14 protein-coding genes and 1 other RNA gene are annotated in these 16,212 nt (G+C 72.1%); 4 read left to right on the top strand and 11 right to left on the bottom strand.

The window, feature by feature from the left end:
• Positions 1-323: 323 nt before the first annotated feature.
• The 4 genes from SLV14N_RS25185 to SLV14N_RS25170 all read right to left on the bottom strand — a co-directional run bounded on the left by SLV14N_RS25185 (position 324) and on the right by SLV14N_RS25170 (position 5,202).
• Complete coding sequence (locus SLV14N_RS25185; RefSeq protein ID WP_263271169.1) at positions 324-2,960, bottom strand: UvrD-helicase domain-containing protein; 2,637 nt, start codon at positions 2,958-2,960, stop codon at positions 324-326.
• A gap of 223 nt (positions 2,961-3,183) precedes the next feature.
• On the bottom strand, positions 3,184-3,924 hold the full coding sequence (locus tag SLV14N_RS25180; protein ID WP_208683811.1) for an anti-sigma factor: 741 nt from the start codon (positions 3,922-3,924) through the stop codon (positions 3,184-3,186).
• On the bottom strand, positions 3,921-4,442 hold the full coding sequence (locus SLV14N_RS25175; protein WP_026169908.1) for a sigma-70 family RNA polymerase sigma factor: 522 nt from the start codon (positions 4,440-4,442) through the stop codon (positions 3,921-3,923). Before SLV14N_RS25175 ends, SLV14N_RS25180 begins: the two co-directional genes overlap by 4 nt.
• A gap of 118 nt (positions 4,443-4,560) precedes the next feature.
• Entirely contained in the window at positions 4,561-5,202 is a 642-nt protein-coding gene (locus SLV14N_RS25170; protein ID WP_263271168.1) for an ABATE domain-containing protein, read from the bottom strand.
• A 286-nt stretch (positions 5,203-5,488) separates the two neighbouring features.
• On the opposite strand from SLV14N_RS25170, the gene SLV14N_RS25165 reads away from it, so the two are divergent.
• Positions 5,489-6,265, top strand: coding sequence for a class I SAM-dependent methyltransferase (locus tag SLV14N_RS25165; protein WP_263271167.1), 777 nt, complete (start codon positions 5,489-5,491; stop codon positions 6,263-6,265).
• A gap of 47 nt (positions 6,266-6,312) precedes the next feature.
• Here SLV14N_RS25165 and SLV14N_RS25160 read toward each other — a convergent pair whose 3' ends face one another.
• Positions 6,313-7,539 (bottom strand): uroporphyrinogen-III synthase, encoded by a 1,227-nt coding sequence (locus SLV14N_RS25160; protein WP_263271166.1) that lies wholly within the window; start codon positions 7,537-7,539, stop codon positions 6,313-6,315.
• A gap of 307 nt (positions 7,540-7,846) precedes the next feature.
• The gene (locus SLV14N_RS25155; RefSeq protein WP_208683802.1) at positions 7,847-9,295 is read right to left on the bottom strand and encodes a NarK/NasA family nitrate transporter; all 1,449 of its coding nucleotides are present in this window, start codon (positions 9,293-9,295) and stop codon (positions 7,847-7,849) included.
• A 270-nt stretch (positions 9,296-9,565) separates the two neighbouring features.
• Here SLV14N_RS25155 and SLV14N_RS25150 point away from each other — a divergent pair, with 270 nt between their 5' ends.
• Complete coding sequence (locus SLV14N_RS25150; protein ID WP_263271165.1) at positions 9,566-10,393, top strand: helix-turn-helix transcriptional regulator; 828 nt, start codon at positions 9,566-9,568, stop codon at positions 10,391-10,393.
• Complete coding sequence (locus SLV14N_RS25145; protein WP_208683800.1) at positions 10,390-10,716, top strand: DUF397 domain-containing protein; 327 nt, start codon at positions 10,390-10,392, stop codon at positions 10,714-10,716. The genes SLV14N_RS25150 and SLV14N_RS25145 overlap by 4 nt, the downstream gene beginning before the upstream one ends.
• A 6-nt stretch (positions 10,717-10,722) precedes the next feature.
• On the opposite strand, the gene SLV14N_RS25140 is transcribed toward SLV14N_RS25145, so the two are convergent.
• Together SLV14N_RS25140 and SLV14N_RS25135 are read right to left on the bottom strand one after the other, a co-directional pair.
• Positions 10,723-11,265 (bottom strand): DUF4232 domain-containing protein, encoded by a 543-nt coding sequence (locus SLV14N_RS25140; RefSeq protein WP_263271164.1) that lies wholly within the window; start codon positions 11,263-11,265, stop codon positions 10,723-10,725.
• 40 nt (positions 11,266-11,305) lie between these two features.
• Positions 11,306-12,373, bottom strand: a complete 1,068-nt coding sequence (locus SLV14N_RS25135) for a LysR family transcriptional regulator (protein ID WP_263271163.1) — start codon at positions 12,371-12,373, stop codon at positions 11,306-11,308.
• A gap of 121 nt (positions 12,374-12,494) precedes the next feature.
• Here SLV14N_RS25135 and SLV14N_RS25130 point away from each other — a divergent pair, with 121 nt between their 5' ends.
• Positions 12,495-13,826 carry an MFS transporter gene (locus SLV14N_RS25130; protein WP_263271162.1) on the top strand — a complete coding sequence of 444 codons (1,332 nt, stop codon included), beginning with the start codon at positions 12,495-12,497 and terminating at the stop codon, positions 13,824-13,826.
• Between the two features lie 105 nt (positions 13,827-13,931).
• Here the strand turns inward: SLV14N_RS25130 and ssrA are convergent.
• The 3 genes from ssrA to SLV14N_RS25115 all read right to left on the bottom strand — a co-directional run bounded on the left by ssrA (position 13,932) and on the right by SLV14N_RS25115 (position 16,159).
• Positions 13,932-14,301, bottom strand: a transfer-messenger RNA (tmRNA) gene (gene ssrA / locus SLV14N_RS25125).
• A 124-nt stretch (positions 14,302-14,425) separates the two neighbouring features.
• Positions 14,426-14,923: an SsrA-binding protein SmpB gene (gene smpB / locus SLV14N_RS25120; protein ID WP_208683792.1), complete on the bottom strand. Its 498-nt coding sequence runs from the start codon at positions 14,921-14,923 to the stop codon at positions 14,426-14,428.
• An 18-nt stretch (positions 14,924-14,941) separates the two neighbouring features.
• On the bottom strand, positions 14,942-16,159 hold the full coding sequence (locus tag SLV14N_RS25115; RefSeq protein ID WP_208683789.1) for a S41 family peptidase: 1,218 nt from the start codon (positions 16,157-16,159) through the stop codon (positions 14,942-14,944).
• Positions 16,160-16,212: the final 53 nt, after the last annotated feature.

Here is a 16,212-nt window from a genome sequence, read left to right as displayed (position 1 = left end):
CTTCGGAAAACGACTTCCACCATACGAGATATTGCGCCCACAGTAAAAGACCACACAAAGAGGCCCACGTCACGGGGTGACGTGGGCCTCTCCTGCGTTCAGCGGCACCGACCCGCCATGCTCGCCTCGCGGCAAGTGGTCGCTCGTAGCGACGATGGTTGGGCCCGGGGGCTTGGATCGAGCCGGTGCCGTCACCCAGGCTAACAAACCATCCCCGGAAGCGAATCCCGTCCCGGGGGGCCGATTTCAAGACCCCTCGGACGGCGGCGCGCACGCCCGGCGCGGGCCGCCGTACGGGTGTCGGCAGGGGCCTGCGGGACGGTTCAGTCCCGCAGCAGGTCGGGTACTCCGGCCGCGTCCGGCTCGTCCCGTTCGGCCGACAGCACGGTCAGCTGCTGGGTGGCCCGGGTCAGCGCCACGTACAGGACCCGCAGGCCGGCCGGGGACTCGTCGGCGATCTCGGCCGGTGAGACCACCAGCGTCGCGTCGTACTCCAGCCCCTTGGCCTCCAGGGAGCCCAGCGCCACCACCCGGTCGCCGAGGGGGGCCAGCCAACGGCGGGCCTGCCCACGGCGGTTCATGGCCACCACGACGCCGACCGTGCCGTCCACCTCGCCCAGCAGCCGCTCGGCCTCGGCCACCGTGGCCTGCGCCAGCGCCGTGTCGTCGCCGGACCGGGCCCGCCCGTTCCCGTTCCCGTTGCCGTTCCCGTTGCCGTTCCCGTCCGCGACGAGTGCGAAGCGGGGCTCCAGGCCCGTGGAGCGGACCGCCTTCGGGGACGCCATACCGGGCATCGCCAGCGCCAGCACCCGGGCGGCCAGTTCGGCGATCTCCGCGGGGTTGCGGTAGTTCACGGTGAGCGTGAAGCGGCGGCGCGGGCGGGTGCCGAGCGCCTCGTCGCGGGCGACGGCGGCCTCGTCCGGGTCGGACCAGGAGGACTGCGCGGGGTCGCCGACGACCGTCCAGGTCGCGTGCCGGCCGCGGCGGCCGACCATCCGCCACTGCATGGGCGTCAGGTCCTGCGCCTCGTCGACGATGACATGGGCGTAGTCGGTGCGCTCCTCCTCCAGCCGTTCGCGCCGGCTGCGGCCGCCGCCCATACGGTCCGCGTGGGTGGTCAGCTCCTCCAGGCCGGTCAGGTGGTCCAGCGGATCGGCCTCGCGCGGGCGGGCCGGGCGCATCGGGGCGCCGAGGACCATCTGCAGCTCGTCCAGCAGCGCGACATCGTGCACCGACATCGGTCCGTGTCCGGAGCTGTCCAACCGCTGCAGCGAGCGGGCCAGTTGGCGTACCTCGCGCGGGTTGAGGAGACGGCGTGCCCAGCGGCCGAGCAGGCGCTCGTCGGCCATGGCGGCCAGCACCCCGCGCGGGGTCAGCTCGGGCCACCAGGCGTCCAGGAACTCCTGGAAGTCGTGCTCGGTGGTGATGTCCTCGTCGAAGCCCTCGCGGGCCTCGGCGGCGAGTTCGGGGTCGGTGTAGCGGCGCGCGGCGCCCGACTTGGTCCACAGGGCGTCCAGGATCAGCCGGCGGGCCCGCGGGCGCAGCAGGTTGACCGGTGCGGTGCCGCCGAGCGCGGAATGCCGGATGGCGCGCAGCTCGTCGGCGTCCAGCTCGATCCGGCCGCCGAACGCGACGATCCGCAGACGGGCGGGCGGGCCCGCGGCGGGCTCGGCCGGGCGCGGGGCTCTGTGGCGTCTTCTGCGACTGCCGTTGGCGGCCGCGTCCCGGTCGGTGGCTTCCCCGGACGCCCCGAAGAGGTCCTCCAGGGACAGCTGGGCGTCCCCGTCCGGGGCCCCTCCCCCGTTCGACCCGTTCGCCGCGGCCGTGGCGGCTTCCCGGCCGGTGTGCGGTGCGCCCGGCGCGGCCAGCTCCAGCGCGCCGCGGGCCGCCTTGCGCAGCAGCTTCTGCATCCGCGACGAGCCCTTGAGACGGGCCACCGCCGGCGGGTCGTACGCCCCCCCGTCACCCGACCGCCGCCCCTCATCGAGGCCCTCCGGGCCACCCCCGCTCGATGCCTCGGCGCCGTCCACGAGCGAGCCGAGTGCCCGGATGGCGACCTGGCCCTCCTCGCCCAGCGACGGCAGCACACCTTCGGTGTACGCGACCAGCAGCGGGGTCGGGGAGACGATCAGGATGCCGCCCGCGTAGCGGCGGCGGTCCTGGTAGAGGAGGTAGGCGGCGCGGTGCAGGGCGACCGCGGTCTTGCCCGTGCCGGGCCCGCCCTCGACCTCGGTGACGGAGGCGGCGGGCGCCCGGATCACCTTGTCCTGCTCGGCCTGGATGGAGGCGACGATGTCCCGCATGGTGTGGCTGCGGGCCCGGCCCAGCGCGGCCATCAGCGCGCCGTCACCGATCGCCGGCAGTTCCTCGCCGTCCAGCGTCGCGGTGACCTCCGGACGCATCAGATCGTCCTCGACGCCGAGGACCTTACGGCCCTTGGAGCGGATCACCCGCCGGCGGACGACCCGGCCGGGAGCGACCGGGGTGGCCCGGTAGAAGGGGGCGGCGGCCGGCGCCCGCCAGTCGATGACCAGCGGGGAGTAGTCCGCGTCGAGGACCCCGAGCCGCCCGATGTGCAGCGTCTCGGCGATCGTGGCGCGGCCGTCCTCGATCGCGCCGTCGGCGGGTTCGACGGAGGTGAAGGCGCCGTCCGGGCCCTTCTTGCCGTCCTTGCCGAGGAGCAGGTCGATCCGGCCGAAGAGGAAGTCCTCGTACTCGGAATTCAGGCGGTGGAGATGGACGCCGGCCTGGAAGACCTGGGCGTCACGCTCGGCGAGCGCGCCGGGCGTGCCGACCTGGCCGCGCTTGGCGGCGTCGTCCATCAGGAACTCTGCCTCGTGGATCTTCTCCTCAAGGCGCCGGTAGACACGGTCCAGATGCGTCTGCTCGGCCTCGATCTCGCGGTCGCGTACGGAATCCGAAGCGTGATCCGGTGCGTGCGTGGCGTTGTGCGCGGCCACCCAGGCCCCCTTCTGCTGTGCGTAGGGCAGCCGTCAACCGTACGCGAACCAGGCACCGCGCGCACCTGGTGAAAGGGACAAAGACGGGCGAGTTTGGTCGGATGTTGACTCAAGGCGCTACGTCGGGTGTGCCCGGCCGGAGGTTTGGCCGGTCGGAGCCGGGGCGGTCCTTGACCGGCGCCCGCACCGTATCGGGCCGGGCGCCGGTCCGGGCGCCCCGGATTCAGGCCTTCACCGTGGCCAGCCGCTTGCCGTCCAGCGTGTTGATCTCGAAGTGGTCGATGTCTCCGCGGTTGAGGGCCGCACCGCCCGTCGCGTAGAGGGGCTCGCGGTTCCACTTCGCGGCGCTGCCCGGGATGCCGTAGCCACCCTTGGGGACCGCCCAGGTGGTGATGGTCTGCCGCTTGCCGTCCTTGCCGACGGCGACCAGGTCGCAGCTCAGCGGCCCCTTGACGTTGGCGAGTTCGAGGACGACCTGGGTGCCCCAGGTCCGGGCGGCCATGGAGACGCCCGCCGAGACCTTGGTGTCCGGGTCGGTGGAGGTCACCTTCTCCCCCGCGGCGTACTGGGCCCGCACGGCGTTCGCCAGCGGCGGCGTCGGGGCCTCGTCCCCTTCCCCCTTGAGGGAGAAGACGGCGAGCGGCCCGCCGATGATCATCACCACGGCCGCGGCGACCAGGAACAGCCGGCGCCGGCTGCGGCCGCGGCGGGTGGCATGGACCTCGTCGAGCAGCCCGTCCAGCACCCGGGGTCCGGGGACGGCCGTGATCGTCTGCGGGGTGGGGGCGGACTGTTTGAACTCGGCGAGCACCGGCGTCAGCGCCATCAGCTCCTCGAGTTCGGCCGCGCACCGGTCACAGCCGACGAGATGCGCCTCGAACCGTTGCGCGTCGGCGGCGTCCAGGACGCCCAGCGCATAGGCGCCGACGTCGCTGTGCCGGTCCGGCTGCGTGGGCGGGATCACTCCGTCACTCCTCGTTCCTCGAGTGAGAGCTTCAGGGAGCGCAGCGCGTAGAACACCCGGGACCGCACGGTTCCGGCCGGCACGCGCAGCACCTCCGCTGCCTCGCTGACCGTACGTTCCTTGAAGTAGGTCTCGACGAGGGCCTCTCGGTGGGCCTGGCTCAGGTCGCTCAGCGCCTCGGAGATCGTCATCAGGCGCAGCGCCCGGTCGATCACATCGGCGGCGGGCATGGTCTCCAGCGGGGTCGCGTCGACCTCTTGGGGCCGGGCCTTTCGGCTGCGGTGCCCGTCGATCACGATCCGCCGGGCAACCGTAACCAGCCAGGGCCGGATCGAGCCGGTCGCCCGTTGCAACTGGTCGGCGTTGCGCCAGGCGCGCACCAGCGTCTCCTGCACCACGTCCTCCGCGCGATGCCGGTCGCCCGCCACCAATCGCAGGACGAAGGCGAGAAGCGGGCCCGCATGATCGTCGTAGAGGGCTCGCATGAGCTCCTCTTCAGGTGTCGTCCTGTCTGCCACGACGGCATCCTTACGCACTCCAACTCCCGGGTCGATAGCCCAGATCGCCCAAGATCGACGGGGACCCTGCCATGAATCGGACTTGCGGTGAGGAGTACGGACGGGACGGACGGGGCGTTCAGCGTCCGGCGGAAAAGTTTTCCGCCCTGGTGACGGGCTCCGCGACGGCGCCGCCGGACTGCTCCCGGCGCACCGTCGTCCGCCTCCGGTGCCGCGCCACCCGCTCCCGGTTGCCGCACACTTCGCTGGAGCACCAACGACGGCGGCGGCCCCGCGAGGTGTCCAGGTAGACCAGGGTGCAGCTCTCGCCCTCGCACTGCCGCAACTGTGCGCGCGCCGCCGTGTCGGTCAGCAGCCCGATCGCGTCCCGGGCGACCGCGGCCAGCAGTCCGGCGCACTCGGGCGGGCCGGGGAGGGCGCGGGCCAGGCTGCCGTCGGCGGCCCGTACGGCGCGGACGGCGGGCGGCTGCCCGGCGGCGGCCGCGGAGTTGAGCAGCGCCAGATCGGCCTCGGCCGCCCCGCCCCGCAGCTCGTCGTGCACCACCCGGAGCAGCAGCTCCCGCAGCCCGCGGAAGCGGCCGACCCAGCGCCCGTCGACGCCGTCCAGCGGGGTGCCGTGCGGCACCAGGCCCGCGCCGGTCAGCCAGGCCCGCAACGGGTCCGGGCCGGTGAGGCGTTCGGCGGCGGCGCCGTCCGCGGTGGCCGCCAGGTCCAGGCAGATCCGCCCGCAGTCGAACCGCAGCTCACAAGGCGCCGCCATGTGCCTGTCACTCCTTAGGGACCAAACGTGTGTGCTCCCAGAGTGCCCGGCCCACGGTCCGGCCGGAACCCTCCGGAGGCGGCCACTCCGCGCACCCGCGCCACGTGGACACACACCCCCATGCCACGTAAACACCGCGAGTAGACGCTGCACGTATACATCTGATGTATAGTCCGCCGCGCGGCGCTCCGCGGGCCTTCCGCACCGGTCCGCCGCATGCTTGGAGCGTGTCCCGACCCACCGGATAGGCCCCGAGCGCCTCAGCCCCTCCAGGACGAAGGTCTCCATGTCGCGCAAGTCTTTGCTCACGAACCGCGCCAGCCTCACCCACAAGCTCGGCTACGCGCTCCGCCACCCGGACCGGATCACCCCGTACGTCAGGCGCACCGCCCGCGACACCTGGCTGCGCCTCAAGCACCCCGGCCATGTGGCCTACTACCGGGCGGTGATGGCCTCCGACACCGGCCGCAACCCGGAGGCCGCGGTCGGCAGCCGCAGCCATGAGCGCTGGCTGGCACTGGGCGAGATGCAGTTCGACTACCTGGCCGAGCACGGTCTGAAGCCCAGCCACCGGATGCTGGACATCGGCTGCGGCAACCTGCGCGCCGGCTGGCGCTTCATCGCCTACCTGGACACCGGCAACTACTACGGCATCGACATCTCACCGGACATCCTGATCTCCGCGAAGCAGACCCTGACCACCTACGAACTCCAGGACAAACTGCCGCACCTGACGATCACGCAGGACCTGAAGCTGGACTTCCTGCCGTCCGCCCACTTCGACGTCGTCCATGCGCACAGCGTCTTCTCGCACTCACCGCTCGACGTCATCGACGAGTGCCTCGCCCATGTCGGCCGGATCCTGGCCCCCGGCGGCTTCTTCGACTTCACCTTCGACCGCACCGAGGGCGCCGAACACCAGGTGCTGCGCGAGGACTTCTACTACCGGACCGAGACCCTGCTCCAGCTGGCCCGCAAGCACGGCCTGGAGGCGCGCTTCATGGACGACTGGGAGGCGCGCCGGCACGGCCAGTCGAAGATCCGCGTCAACAACCCTCAGTAGGGCGCGCCTTGGGGATTTTCCCCGCCAATACGGCCCAGCCCTTCGCCCTACTCCCCGCCGTACTTGTCCGTGTCCGCATGCGGGTCCAACGACAGCCGGTAGCCGCGCTTGACGACCGTCTGGATCAGCTTGGGCGCGCCCAGCGCCACCCGCAGCCGGGCCATCGCGGTCTCCACCGCATGCTCGTCCCGGCCCGCGCCGGGCAGGGCGCGCAGCAGGTCCGCACGGGAGACCACCCAGCCGGGGCGCCGGGCCAGCGCGCGCAGCAGCGCCATCCCGGCCGGCGGCACCGGCCGCAGCGCCCCGTCCAGCACGACGGCGTGCCCACGGATCTCCAGCCGCCGCCCGGCCACCGGCAGCATCTCCACCCGGCCCGGCAGCTCATGGCACAGCAGCTGCACCAGCGGCCCGAGCCGGAAACGCTCCGGCTGGAGCGTGGGCACGTCCTCCGCCTGCAGCGGCAGCGCGGTCACCGGCCCCACGCACACCGGCAGCACGTCCTGCCGCAGCGCCGCCAGCACCTCTTCGCGGATACCGCGCTCCCCGGCCCGGCGCAGCAGGGACGCCGCGGCCGGCGCGCTGGTGAAGGTCACCGCGTCCAGCCCGCGCCCGGTCACCGCGTCCAGCAGCCGGTCGACCGGACCGATGTCCTCCGGCGGCATCCAGCGGTACACCGGGACGCCCACGACCTCCGCACCGTCGGCCCGCAGCGCCTCGACGAACCCCGGCAGCGGCTCCCCGTGCAGCTGGAGGGCCACCCGCCGCCCGGCGACACCCTCCGCCAGCAGCCGGTCCAGCACCTCGGCCATCGACTCGGAGGCCGGTGACCACTTCTCGGTCAGCCCGGCGGCCCGGATGGCGCCCCGCACCTTGGGCCCGCGCGCCAGCAGCTCCACCCCGGTCAGCCGGTCCAGCAGCGCCTCGCCCAGGCCCCAGCCCTCCGCGGCCTCGATCCAGCCGCGGAAACCGATCGCGGTGGTGGCCACGACGATGTCCGGCGCATGCTCGATCAGGTCCCGGGTCACCGCGAGCAGCTCGGTGTCGTCCGGCAGCGGGACGATACGCAGGGCGGGCGCATGCAGCACCTGCGCGCCGCGCCGTTCCAGCAGCGCGCCCAGCTCCTCCGCCCGCCGGGCCGCGGTCACCCCGACGGTGAACCCGTCCAGCGGCCGGACGGCCGGCTTCGGGTCCGGCTTCGGTTCCGGCCCCGCGTCCGGTCCCGGCCCGGGTGCCGTCCGCTCCTGCTCGCTGTGCTCCTGCTGTTGTTCGTGCATGGTCGTCCCGCTCCGCCCAGAGTGGTGTGGTGCCCTGTGCTTCCGTACCGCCGCGGCTCGGGCGGCACGGAGTGCCAAGTCGCCAGCGTGCCAACGGCACGTGACAACCCCGGTCCTCCCATATTTCCCCGTGGTTACGACGCTCCGCACGCCGCCCCGTCCGACCGGCCGGGTGCGGGCCAGGTGCGGACCGGCGCGGACGGGCGCGGTGGCGGGCGCCGGGCGAGCGCGGGTGAGCGCGCCGGGCGGGCGCCGGCCGCGGTACGGCGGCCCGGAGACGGGCCGCCGCCCATACCGCCCCGCCCGCTCACACCTCCGCGTACACCGGGCGCCGCCCCTCGTCCGCCGGTGCCGCCTCCGCCACATCCGCCGTACGCCGCGCACGGGCCGCGGGACGCAGGTATACGGTCCAGGTCACCGCGCCGCACACCACGTAGCAGCCGAGGAACGACACAAAGGCCGGCGTGCCCGACCCCGCCACCAGGAACGACTGGCGAAAGGCGAGGTTGATGGCCAGCCCGCCGAGCGCGCCCACCGCCCCGATCAGCCCCATCGCCGCCCCCGACAGCCGCCGCCCGTAGGCCGCGGCCTCCTCGCCCGCCAGCCCCCGCCGCAGCGCCTGGGCCTGGAAGATCCCCGGGATCATCTTGTACGTGGAGCCGTTGCCCAGCCCCGTCAGCACGAACAGCGCGATGAACCCGACGAGGAACACCGGCAGCGACCGCTCCGCCGAGGCATAGATGACGACCCCGGTGGCCAGCCCCATCGCCCCGAAGTTGCCCAGCGTGATCCGGGCACCCCCGAACCGGTCCGCCAGCCGCCCCCCGACCGGCCGGATCAGCGACCCCAGCAGCGGGCCGATGAAGGTCAGCGACGCCGCCTGGAGAGGCGTGCGCGCGAACTGGTTCTGCAGCACCAGCCCGAAGGCGAAGCTGTAGCCGATGAACGACCCGAAGGTGCCGACGTACAGCAGCGACATCACCCAGGTGTGCGGCTCCCGAGCGGCGTCGAGGGCCGCCCCGGTGTCGTTCGTCACCGGCGCGAGGTTGTCCATGAACAGCGCCGCACACACCGCCGCGACCACGATCAGCGGCACATAGACGGCCAGCACGATCCGCGGATGCGCGGCCCCCGCGGTCCCGATCACCAGCAGCCCCAGCAGCTGGATCACCGGCACCCCGATGTTCCCGCCACCGGCGTTCATCCCCAGCGCCCACCCCTTCTTCCGCAGCGGATAGAAGGAGTTGATGTTGGTCATCGACGAGGCGAAGTTCCCGCCGCCGACCCCCGCCAGCGCCGCGACCAGCATGAACGTCGTGTACGAGGTGCCCGGCTCCATCACCACCGCCGCCGCAGCGGTCGGCACCAGCAGCATCGCGGCGCTGATCACCGTCCAGTTGCGCCCGCCGAACCGCGCCACCGCGAAGGTGTACGGCACCCGCAGCACCGCGCCCACCACCGTCGGCATCGCCACCAGGAAGAACTTGCTGGCCGGATCGATCCCGTACTCGGGCCCCATGAACAGCACCATCACCGACCACAGGCTCCAGATGGAGAACCCGATGTGCTCGGAGAGCACGGAGAACACCAGGTTCCGCCGCGCGACCCGCTCCCCCGACTCCCGCCAGAAGCCCTCGTCCTCCGGGTCCCAGTGCTCGATCCACCGGCCGCCCCTCCTCGGCCGGCTCTCGCCACGACCGCCGGCAGGGGTCTCGTCAGGGCTCTCGCTACGGGTCTCTTCTGCCGCGGCCGTCATCGCGCCTCCCAGGGTTCAGGTCCTGCCCACTGACGCTAGGGATGGCGGGTTTCCGTACCGTGCCGCCCGGTGACACGGACGAAACCTTGCACTCACGGGGTGTGGCGACGGGTGGTGAGGCGGCCCGGACGCCCGTGCGGGTGCGATCTGCACATTTCCGCGGCGACGGTCGCGCTGCGTAACTATGCTGCCGCGCCAGGCGACCCGTACTCCCGGTGAGTACGGGCGCACACACGGTCACTGGCACCCAACTACGGGGAGTGGAAGGCCATGCAGCCGCGAAAGAAGCCCAGGAACCGGCACTCCGCAGCCATGGAAGTCATCGGCGCCCAACTGGCGATGTTCCGCATCAACGCCGGACTCACCCAGCGCGCCCTCGGGGAACGCACCACCGCCTCCGAGGAGACCATCGCCTCCATCGAACAGGGCAGGCGGGCCCTGATGCCGCATCTGGCGAGCGAGTTCGATCAACTCCTGCGTACGGGCGGGGCGTTGGCGACGGGGGTGGAGAAGCTGCCGCCGAAGGACAAGTATCCGATCTGGGCGGAGGAGTTCATCGGCTATGAGCAGTTGGCCATCGCGCTCTCCTGGTACGAGTACGGGGTACTCCCCGGCCTGCTCCAGACCGAGGACTACGCCCGTGCCACCTTCCGCAGCAAAATCCCGCTCCTCGACGAGGAGACAGTGGAGCGGCGGGTCGCGGGGCGGCTGGAGCGCCAGCAGATCCTGCACAGGGACAAGCCCGTCATCGCCAGCTTCGTCATCTCGGAGGCCATCGTGGCCAGCAATCTCGGGGGCCGGGAGGTCATGCGGGCCCAGATTTCCCACCTGCGGAGCTGCGCGGACCTCAATGGTGTCTCGATTCAGATCCTGCCGCTGAACCGCGAGCATCACGCCGGTCTCAACGGTCCGTTCGTGGTTCTGGAAACCCCCGATCATCAGCACCTGGCCTACACCGAGGCGCAGCGCAGCAGTGAGCTGATTTCGGACCCGGACGAGGTCAGCATCCTCGCTCAGAAGTATGGAATGCTGCGAATGCAGGCCCTCAACGCCGAAGAGACCGTGGGTCTGCTGGACCGGCTGCTAGGAGAGCGATGACCCACCTGACATGGTTCAAGTCGAGCTACAGCGGCAGCGAGGGCGGCGCCTGCCTCGAAGTGGCTTACGACTGGCGCAAGTCCAGTTACAGCGGCGACGAGGGCGGCGCCTGCCTCGAAGTCGCCTACGACTGGCACAAGTCCAGCCACAGCAGCGACGAGGGCGGCAACTGCGTAGAGGTGGCCGCTCACCCCGCCACCGTCCACGTCCGCGACTCCAAGGACCCCCAGGGCCCGCACCTCGACGTCTCGCCGCGTGCCTGGGCCGCATTCACCTCGTTCGCGGCACGTACTACTACCACCACCGCCCCAACCGCCCCGTAAACAGAGCTACTCGGCCGCTTCCCGCGGCGGGCCCATCCAGATCGTGTCCGCGCAGATGTTCATCTGCAGGCGCTTGCCCTTCTCGTCCCGGGCCACGACCGCGTGCCCGTCCGTGGAGTCGCGGGGCGCGGACACCACGGCGATGTCGTTGGTGACGGCTATGGGTTCGCTCAGCAGTGCGTCCTTGGGGCAGTCCCGGTAGCGCAGGCCGGTGGTGACCGTGGCGCCGCGCCGCAGGTCTATCGGCAGGGCCCGGCCATGCCCCTGGGCATCGGACTGGGGCCCCTTGCCGAGATGCACTGCGACGGCCGGGAAGCCGCGGAACACACACGGGTCCGTCCCCTTGTTGACGACGGACAGCCGGGCTTCGCGGTGCTGGGCGTGCGGCTTCTTCTTCAGGACGGTGAGCTTCCACCCCAGGCCCTTGGTCGTGCAGTTGGCGTGCAGCGCCGCCATCCGCGGGGAGCCGCAGCCCGTCAGGGCCAGGCCCGCCGTGACGGTCAAGGTCAGCGCGGCCGCCACCGCCGCGAGAAGTGAACGCCTTCGCACGGCTGCTCCCCTTATTCGTTCCACATACGTTCCCTGCCGTTTAGGAAAGGTTTTCGCGCGTCCGCGGTTGCCTGTGCGTGGCCACTTTCTGCGGTGTGTCGCGCGGCGCCGGTCCGTCACCCGTGCACGCCCGCCACCCGTGCACGCCCATCGCCCGCGCATCCGCCTCCGGGAGCCACCATGCGCTCCCGGGCAGCGCCAGCCAGGCGTGCCGCTCGGCCCGTTCCCGTGCGGCGGCCCGCAAGGCGTCCAGCCCCGGATGCCGCAGTCCGCGCCGCCACACCAGGGACACCGGCGAGAGCGGTACGGGGTCGACGAGCGGCCGCAGCACCATCCCCGGTACGTCCATGAACTCCACGCTCGCCAATACCGACCACCCCCGCTTGCGCACCACCCGTATGAACTCCTGCGAGCCCTCGATCTCCGGGAACGGCTCGGCCGTCGCGATTCCGCGGCCCGCGAAGAGCCGCTCGGCCAGGTCGGTCCACTCCACGGTCTGCGGATTGCCGGCGGCCGCGTAGAGCGTCTCGCCGGCCAGCTCCGCGAGCGGGACGGCGGGCCGTGCCGCCAGCGGATGATCGTCGCGCAGCAGGACCGCCATCGGCTCCAGGCGGACCGGCTGATGGTCGAGACCGGCGCGGACGTCGGCCGGCAGCGCCGCGATCCGGCCGAAGGAGACATCGAGCCGTCCGGCCGCGATCTCGGCCGCCGCACCGGTCAGCCCGCTGTGGAAGCGGGCGACCAGCTCACAGCTCTCCGGCACCCGGTCCCTGGCCGCCTCCAGCACCGCGTGAGCCGTGCCGATCGGGACGCTCACATCGACCAGCAGCGGCCGCTCCGGCGCGGCCCGGAACGCGGCGGCCAGCTCGTCCTGCGCGGCCAACACCCGCTGTGCGTACGGCAGCAGGCGCTCCCCGTCCGCCGTCAGCGCGACCCGGCGGGTGCTCCGTACGAACAGTGTGGCGCCCAACTCCCGCTCCAGCCGCCGGATATCGCGGCTCAGCGCCTGCTGGGCGACGTACAGCCGGGCGGCGGCCCGGGTGAAGTGCAGCTCCTCGGCGACGGCGGTGAACGCGCGCAGCAGTCGCGGATCGATGTCGTACGGCATCGGGCCATCCTGGCAGCACCCGCGGCGACGGCAGCCCTCAGCCCATTGACAACCCAGCTGTGTAAATGGGCGCTGAGCAGGTGTTGGACGGGCGAGGGGCCCGGCGACGACCGTAGAAGGCATGATCCTCTTCCTCGCCGCCCGCCCTGTGACGTCCCCCACTCTCGGCTCCGCTCGACCGGGGGGACCCCCATCTCCCGTACGCCCGGCCCCGCGCCGCCGCCGCGCACGCTTCCGCCCCTTCGCGCCCTACCGGCGGATCTTCGCCGTCCCCGGCACCCGCGCCTTCACGGCCGCCAATCTGCTGGCCCGGCTGCCCATGGGGATGCTCAGCATCAGCGCGGTCCTGATGATCGCCGGCTCGCGCGGCTCCTATGCGCTGGCCGGGGCGGTCACCGCGACCGGGCTGGCGGCAACGGCGCTGGCCGGACCGTGGACCGCCCGGCTGGTCGACCGCTACGGCCAGGCCCGTACCGCGGTCCCCGCCACCGCGCTCGCCACCCTCGGCTCGCTCTCACTCCTGCTCTGTGTCCACTACAGAGCACCCGACTGGACGCTCTTCGCCTCGTACGCCGCCACCGCGACCACCCCGAACACCGGCGGGATGTCCCGCGCCCGCTGGGCGCACCTGTTCCGCGACGACCCGGCCGCCCGGCACACCGCCAACTCCTTCGAACAGGCCGCGGACGAGCTGTGCTTCATGCTCGGCCCGGTGCTCGCCACACTGCTGTGCACCACCCTCTTCCCGGAGGCGGGTACGGCAGTGGGCGCGGCACTCCTGCTGACCGGGGTGCTGCTCTTCGCGGCCCAGCGCCGCACCGAACCCCCGGTCGCCGCCCGCACCGCGGACCGTCCCCCTGCCCGCTCCCCGCTACGCCTCCCCGGCCTCCCGCCCCTCCTCCTCACCTTCCTCTGCACCGGCGCGATCTTCGGCTCACTGGAAGTGGTCACCCTCGCCCACGCCGACGCCCAGGGCATCCGCTCCGCCGGGGGCGCCATGCTGGCCCTCCAGGCGGCGGGCTCCTGCGCCGCGGGACTGCTCTACGGCCTGCTGCGGCCGGCGGGCCGGCCCGGCCTCCGCTTCCTCGGCTGCACCGCGGCGATGGCGGCCCTGATGCTGCTCCCGCTGCTCGCGGCCGGGACGGGGAGCCCGGCGACACTGGCCGTCGCGCTCCTCCTGGCCGGTATGGCGACCGCACCGACCATGGTCACCGGCATGGGCCTCGTCCAGTCGCGGACGCCGCCCGGCCAGCTGAACGAGGGCATGACGCTCGCCGTGACCGCGCTGCTGGGCGGTATCGCAGCCGGTTCGGCGAGCGGCGGCTGGGCCGTCGACCACTTGGCCTTGGGAAGCGCGGCCTACGGCGTGCCCGTGGCGGCGGCCGCCCTCGCGCTGACCGTCACCCTGCTCACCGCCCGCCGGCGACCGGGCGTCCCGGCGGCGGTCAGCTGACCGGGTCCGTGAACGACTCAGGCCCCGCTGTCCTCTCGGACATGCGGGGCCTGGGCCTTACATGGGATGACGGGGTCTGGGGGGCCTTGCCCCCAGCTCTCCGTGTCGTGGAGATGGCGGGAATCGAACCCGCGTCCAACGGTGCGGAATCAGGGCTTCTCCGAGTGCAGTTCGCTGCGATTTTCTCGGCCCCGGAGATCACGCGAACAAGTCTCCGACGGGCCCAGTCACTGTTTGATTTCCTTCTATACCCCGTGACCGGGTCTAGAAGTTTAGTTCCCTAGCTGATGCCAGGATCCGGGTCGGGAACAGCCCCGGGCTGACACTTCGCAAGTCGCTACTTAGGCAGCGAGGGCGAAGGAATCGCGCTTGGTGTTGGCGATTATTGGTTGCGACATATGGTTAACGAGATCATTGCCGCTTCCTCGACTCGCTTCCCCTGCTTCGACATCCGCTGTCGAAACCGATCATCCCCATGTTGATTTATCAAGGTGGTACCTACGCCCCTCGTGGGGTGTGGAGCCATCGTACGGGAACAACGCCCGCGGTTGCCAGCGTATTCCCGGGAGCCCGGCCGGACCGGGCTCCGTCGGGCCTGATCAGGCCCGCTGCCGGCGCCGGGCCGCCGAGATCGCCCGGTCCGTCTCACGGCGGTCCTGCTGCTCGCGGAGCGTCTGCCGCTTGTCGTACTCCTTCTTGCCCTTGGCCAGCGCGATCTCGACCTTGGCCCGGCCACCCTTGAAATAGAGGGCCAGCGGCACGATCGTGTGACCCGACTCCTGGCTCTTGGACTCCAGCTTGTCGATCTCGGCCCGGTGCATCAGCAGCTTCCGCTTGCGCCGCGCACTGTGATTCGTCCAGGTGCCCTGGGCGTATTCCGGAATATGTACGTTGTGCAGCCAGGCCTCGTTGTTGTCGATCTGGACGAAACCGTCCACCAGCGACGCCCGGCCCTGCCGCAGCGACTTCACCTCGGTGCCGGACAGCACCAGACCACACTCATAGGTGTCCAGAATGTGGTAGTCGTGCCGCGCCTTCTTGTGCTGCGCCACGAGCTTGCGCCCGGGATCCTTGTCCTTGCCCTTGTCCTTAGCCATAGTGCGGCCATTTTCGCACTAAGACCCGCCCCCGAGGCCACTCAATACTGTGCGGGCCCGTTTCTCGGCACCGTTGCCCACCACCAGGTCGGGGGTGAGGCCGGTGTCGTCGACGGTCCGGCCGGAGGGGGTGCGGTAGTGGCCGACGGTCAGCTCGGCGACCGAGCCGTCCGGCAGCTCGCTGGGCATCTGCACCGCACCCTTGCCGAAGGTCGGGGAGCCCACCACGACCGCCCGGCCACGGTCCTGGAGCGCACCGGCCAGCAGCTCGGCGGCGCTCATCGTGCCCCCGTCGACAAGGACGACCAGCGGGACATGCGTATTCCCGCCGCGCTCCGCATACAGGGCGCGCTGACTGCCGCGGACGTCGTACGTGGCGACCAGGCCGCCGTCCAGGAAGGCGGAGGCGGTGGCGACGGCCTCGGTGACCAGGCCGCCGGTGTTGCCCCGCAGGTCGAGCAGCATGCCCTCGTCCGGGGAGGCCTGGCGCACCGCGCGGCGGACCGCGTCGCCGGTGCCCTTGGTGAACGCGGCGATCTTGACGCGGGTCGGGCCGCGGTCACCGGACGGCCGGTCGACGACGACGTTGCGGGCCTTCACCCGGGTGCGGTGCAGGGTCTCGGTCCAGCGGCGGTCGCCGCGCTGGAGATCCAGGGTCACGGGGGTCCCGGCCGCGGCGGCGGGGCCACGCGAGCCGCCGGGGGCGTCACCGCGCAGCCGGGCGACGACCTCGGTGACCGGGACGCCCCGGGTGGTGCGGCCGTCGACGGCGCGCAGCCGGTCGCCCGCCGTGATGCCGGCCCGTTCGGCGGGGCCGCCGGGCTGGACCCGGGACACCACGATCCGGCCGCCGGCCGCCTGCCGCACCCAGAGCCCGACGCCGACATAACCGCCGCCCAACTGCTCCTGGAAATCCTCGTACTCGCCCGGTGTGTAGATCGTCGACCAGCGGTCGCCGCTGCGGCTGACGACGTCGGCGGCGGCCTGCGCACCGGACTTGCCGTCCTCGACGGCCTCGGAAGCGGCCCGCTCGACGGCGGCGCGGTCCGCGAGGGACTCGCGGGTGTGCGCTCCGGAGGATCTGTGGTCCGGGGCGGTGCGCCCCACGGCACCCTCCGCCTCATCGCTCCAGGTGCCGGTCACCACGCCGGTGGCGAGCACGCTCGCGAGGAACAACGTCAGGGCCGCCCCGCGGCGAATGCGGCGGGGCCGGTCGTACGAACACGGGCCCGACATGCCGGTGAGTCTAGGGGACAAAAGGGCGCCGTACGGCAAGTTGACCGTACGGC

Source organism: Streptomyces sp. Je 1-4 4N24, from assembly GCF_026239515.1.
Taxonomy (GTDB): Bacteria; Actinomycetota; Actinomycetes; order Streptomycetales; family Streptomycetaceae; genus Streptomyces; species Streptomyces nigrescens.
Note: the sequence above shows the minus strand (reverse complement) of the source record. Positions and strands in the feature narration are given on the sequence as shown.

Coding starts and splice junctions, on each gene's coding strand:
- SLV14N_RS25170 (WP_263271168.1), bottom strand. CDS start 5,202: ATGGCGGCGCCTTGTGAGCTGCGGTTCGACTGCGGGCGGATCTGCCTG.
- SLV14N_RS25165 (WP_263271167.1), top strand. CDS start 5,489: ATGTCGCGCAAGTCTTTGCTCACGAACCGCGCCAGCCTCACCCACAAG.
- SLV14N_RS25160 (WP_263271166.1), bottom strand. CDS start 7,539: ATGCACGAACAACAGCAGGAGCACAGCGAGCAGGAGCGGACGGCACCC.
- SLV14N_RS25155 (WP_208683802.1), bottom strand. CDS start 9,295: ATGACGGCCGCGGCAGAAGAGACCCGTAGCGAGAGCCCTGACGAGACC.
- SLV14N_RS25150 (WP_263271165.1), top strand. CDS start 9,566: ATGCAGCCGCGAAAGAAGCCCAGGAACCGGCACTCCGCAGCCATGGAA.
- SLV14N_RS25145 (WP_208683800.1), top strand. CDS start 10,390: ATGACCCACCTGACATGGTTCAAGTCGAGCTACAGCGGCAGCGAGGGC.
- SLV14N_RS25135 (WP_263271163.1), bottom strand. CDS start 12,373: ATGCCGTACGACATCGATCCGCGACTGCTGCGCGCGTTCACCGCCGTC.
- SLV14N_RS25130 (WP_263271162.1), top strand. CDS start 12,495: ATGATCCTCTTCCTCGCCGCCCGCCCTGTGACGTCCCCCACTCTCGGC.
- smpB (WP_208683792.1), bottom strand. CDS start 14,923: ATGGCTAAGGACAAGGGCAAGGACAAGGATCCCGGGCGCAAGCTCGTG.
- SLV14N_RS25115 (WP_208683789.1), bottom strand. CDS start 16,159: ATGTCGGGCCCGTGTTCGTACGACCGGCCCCGCCGCATTCGCCGCGGG.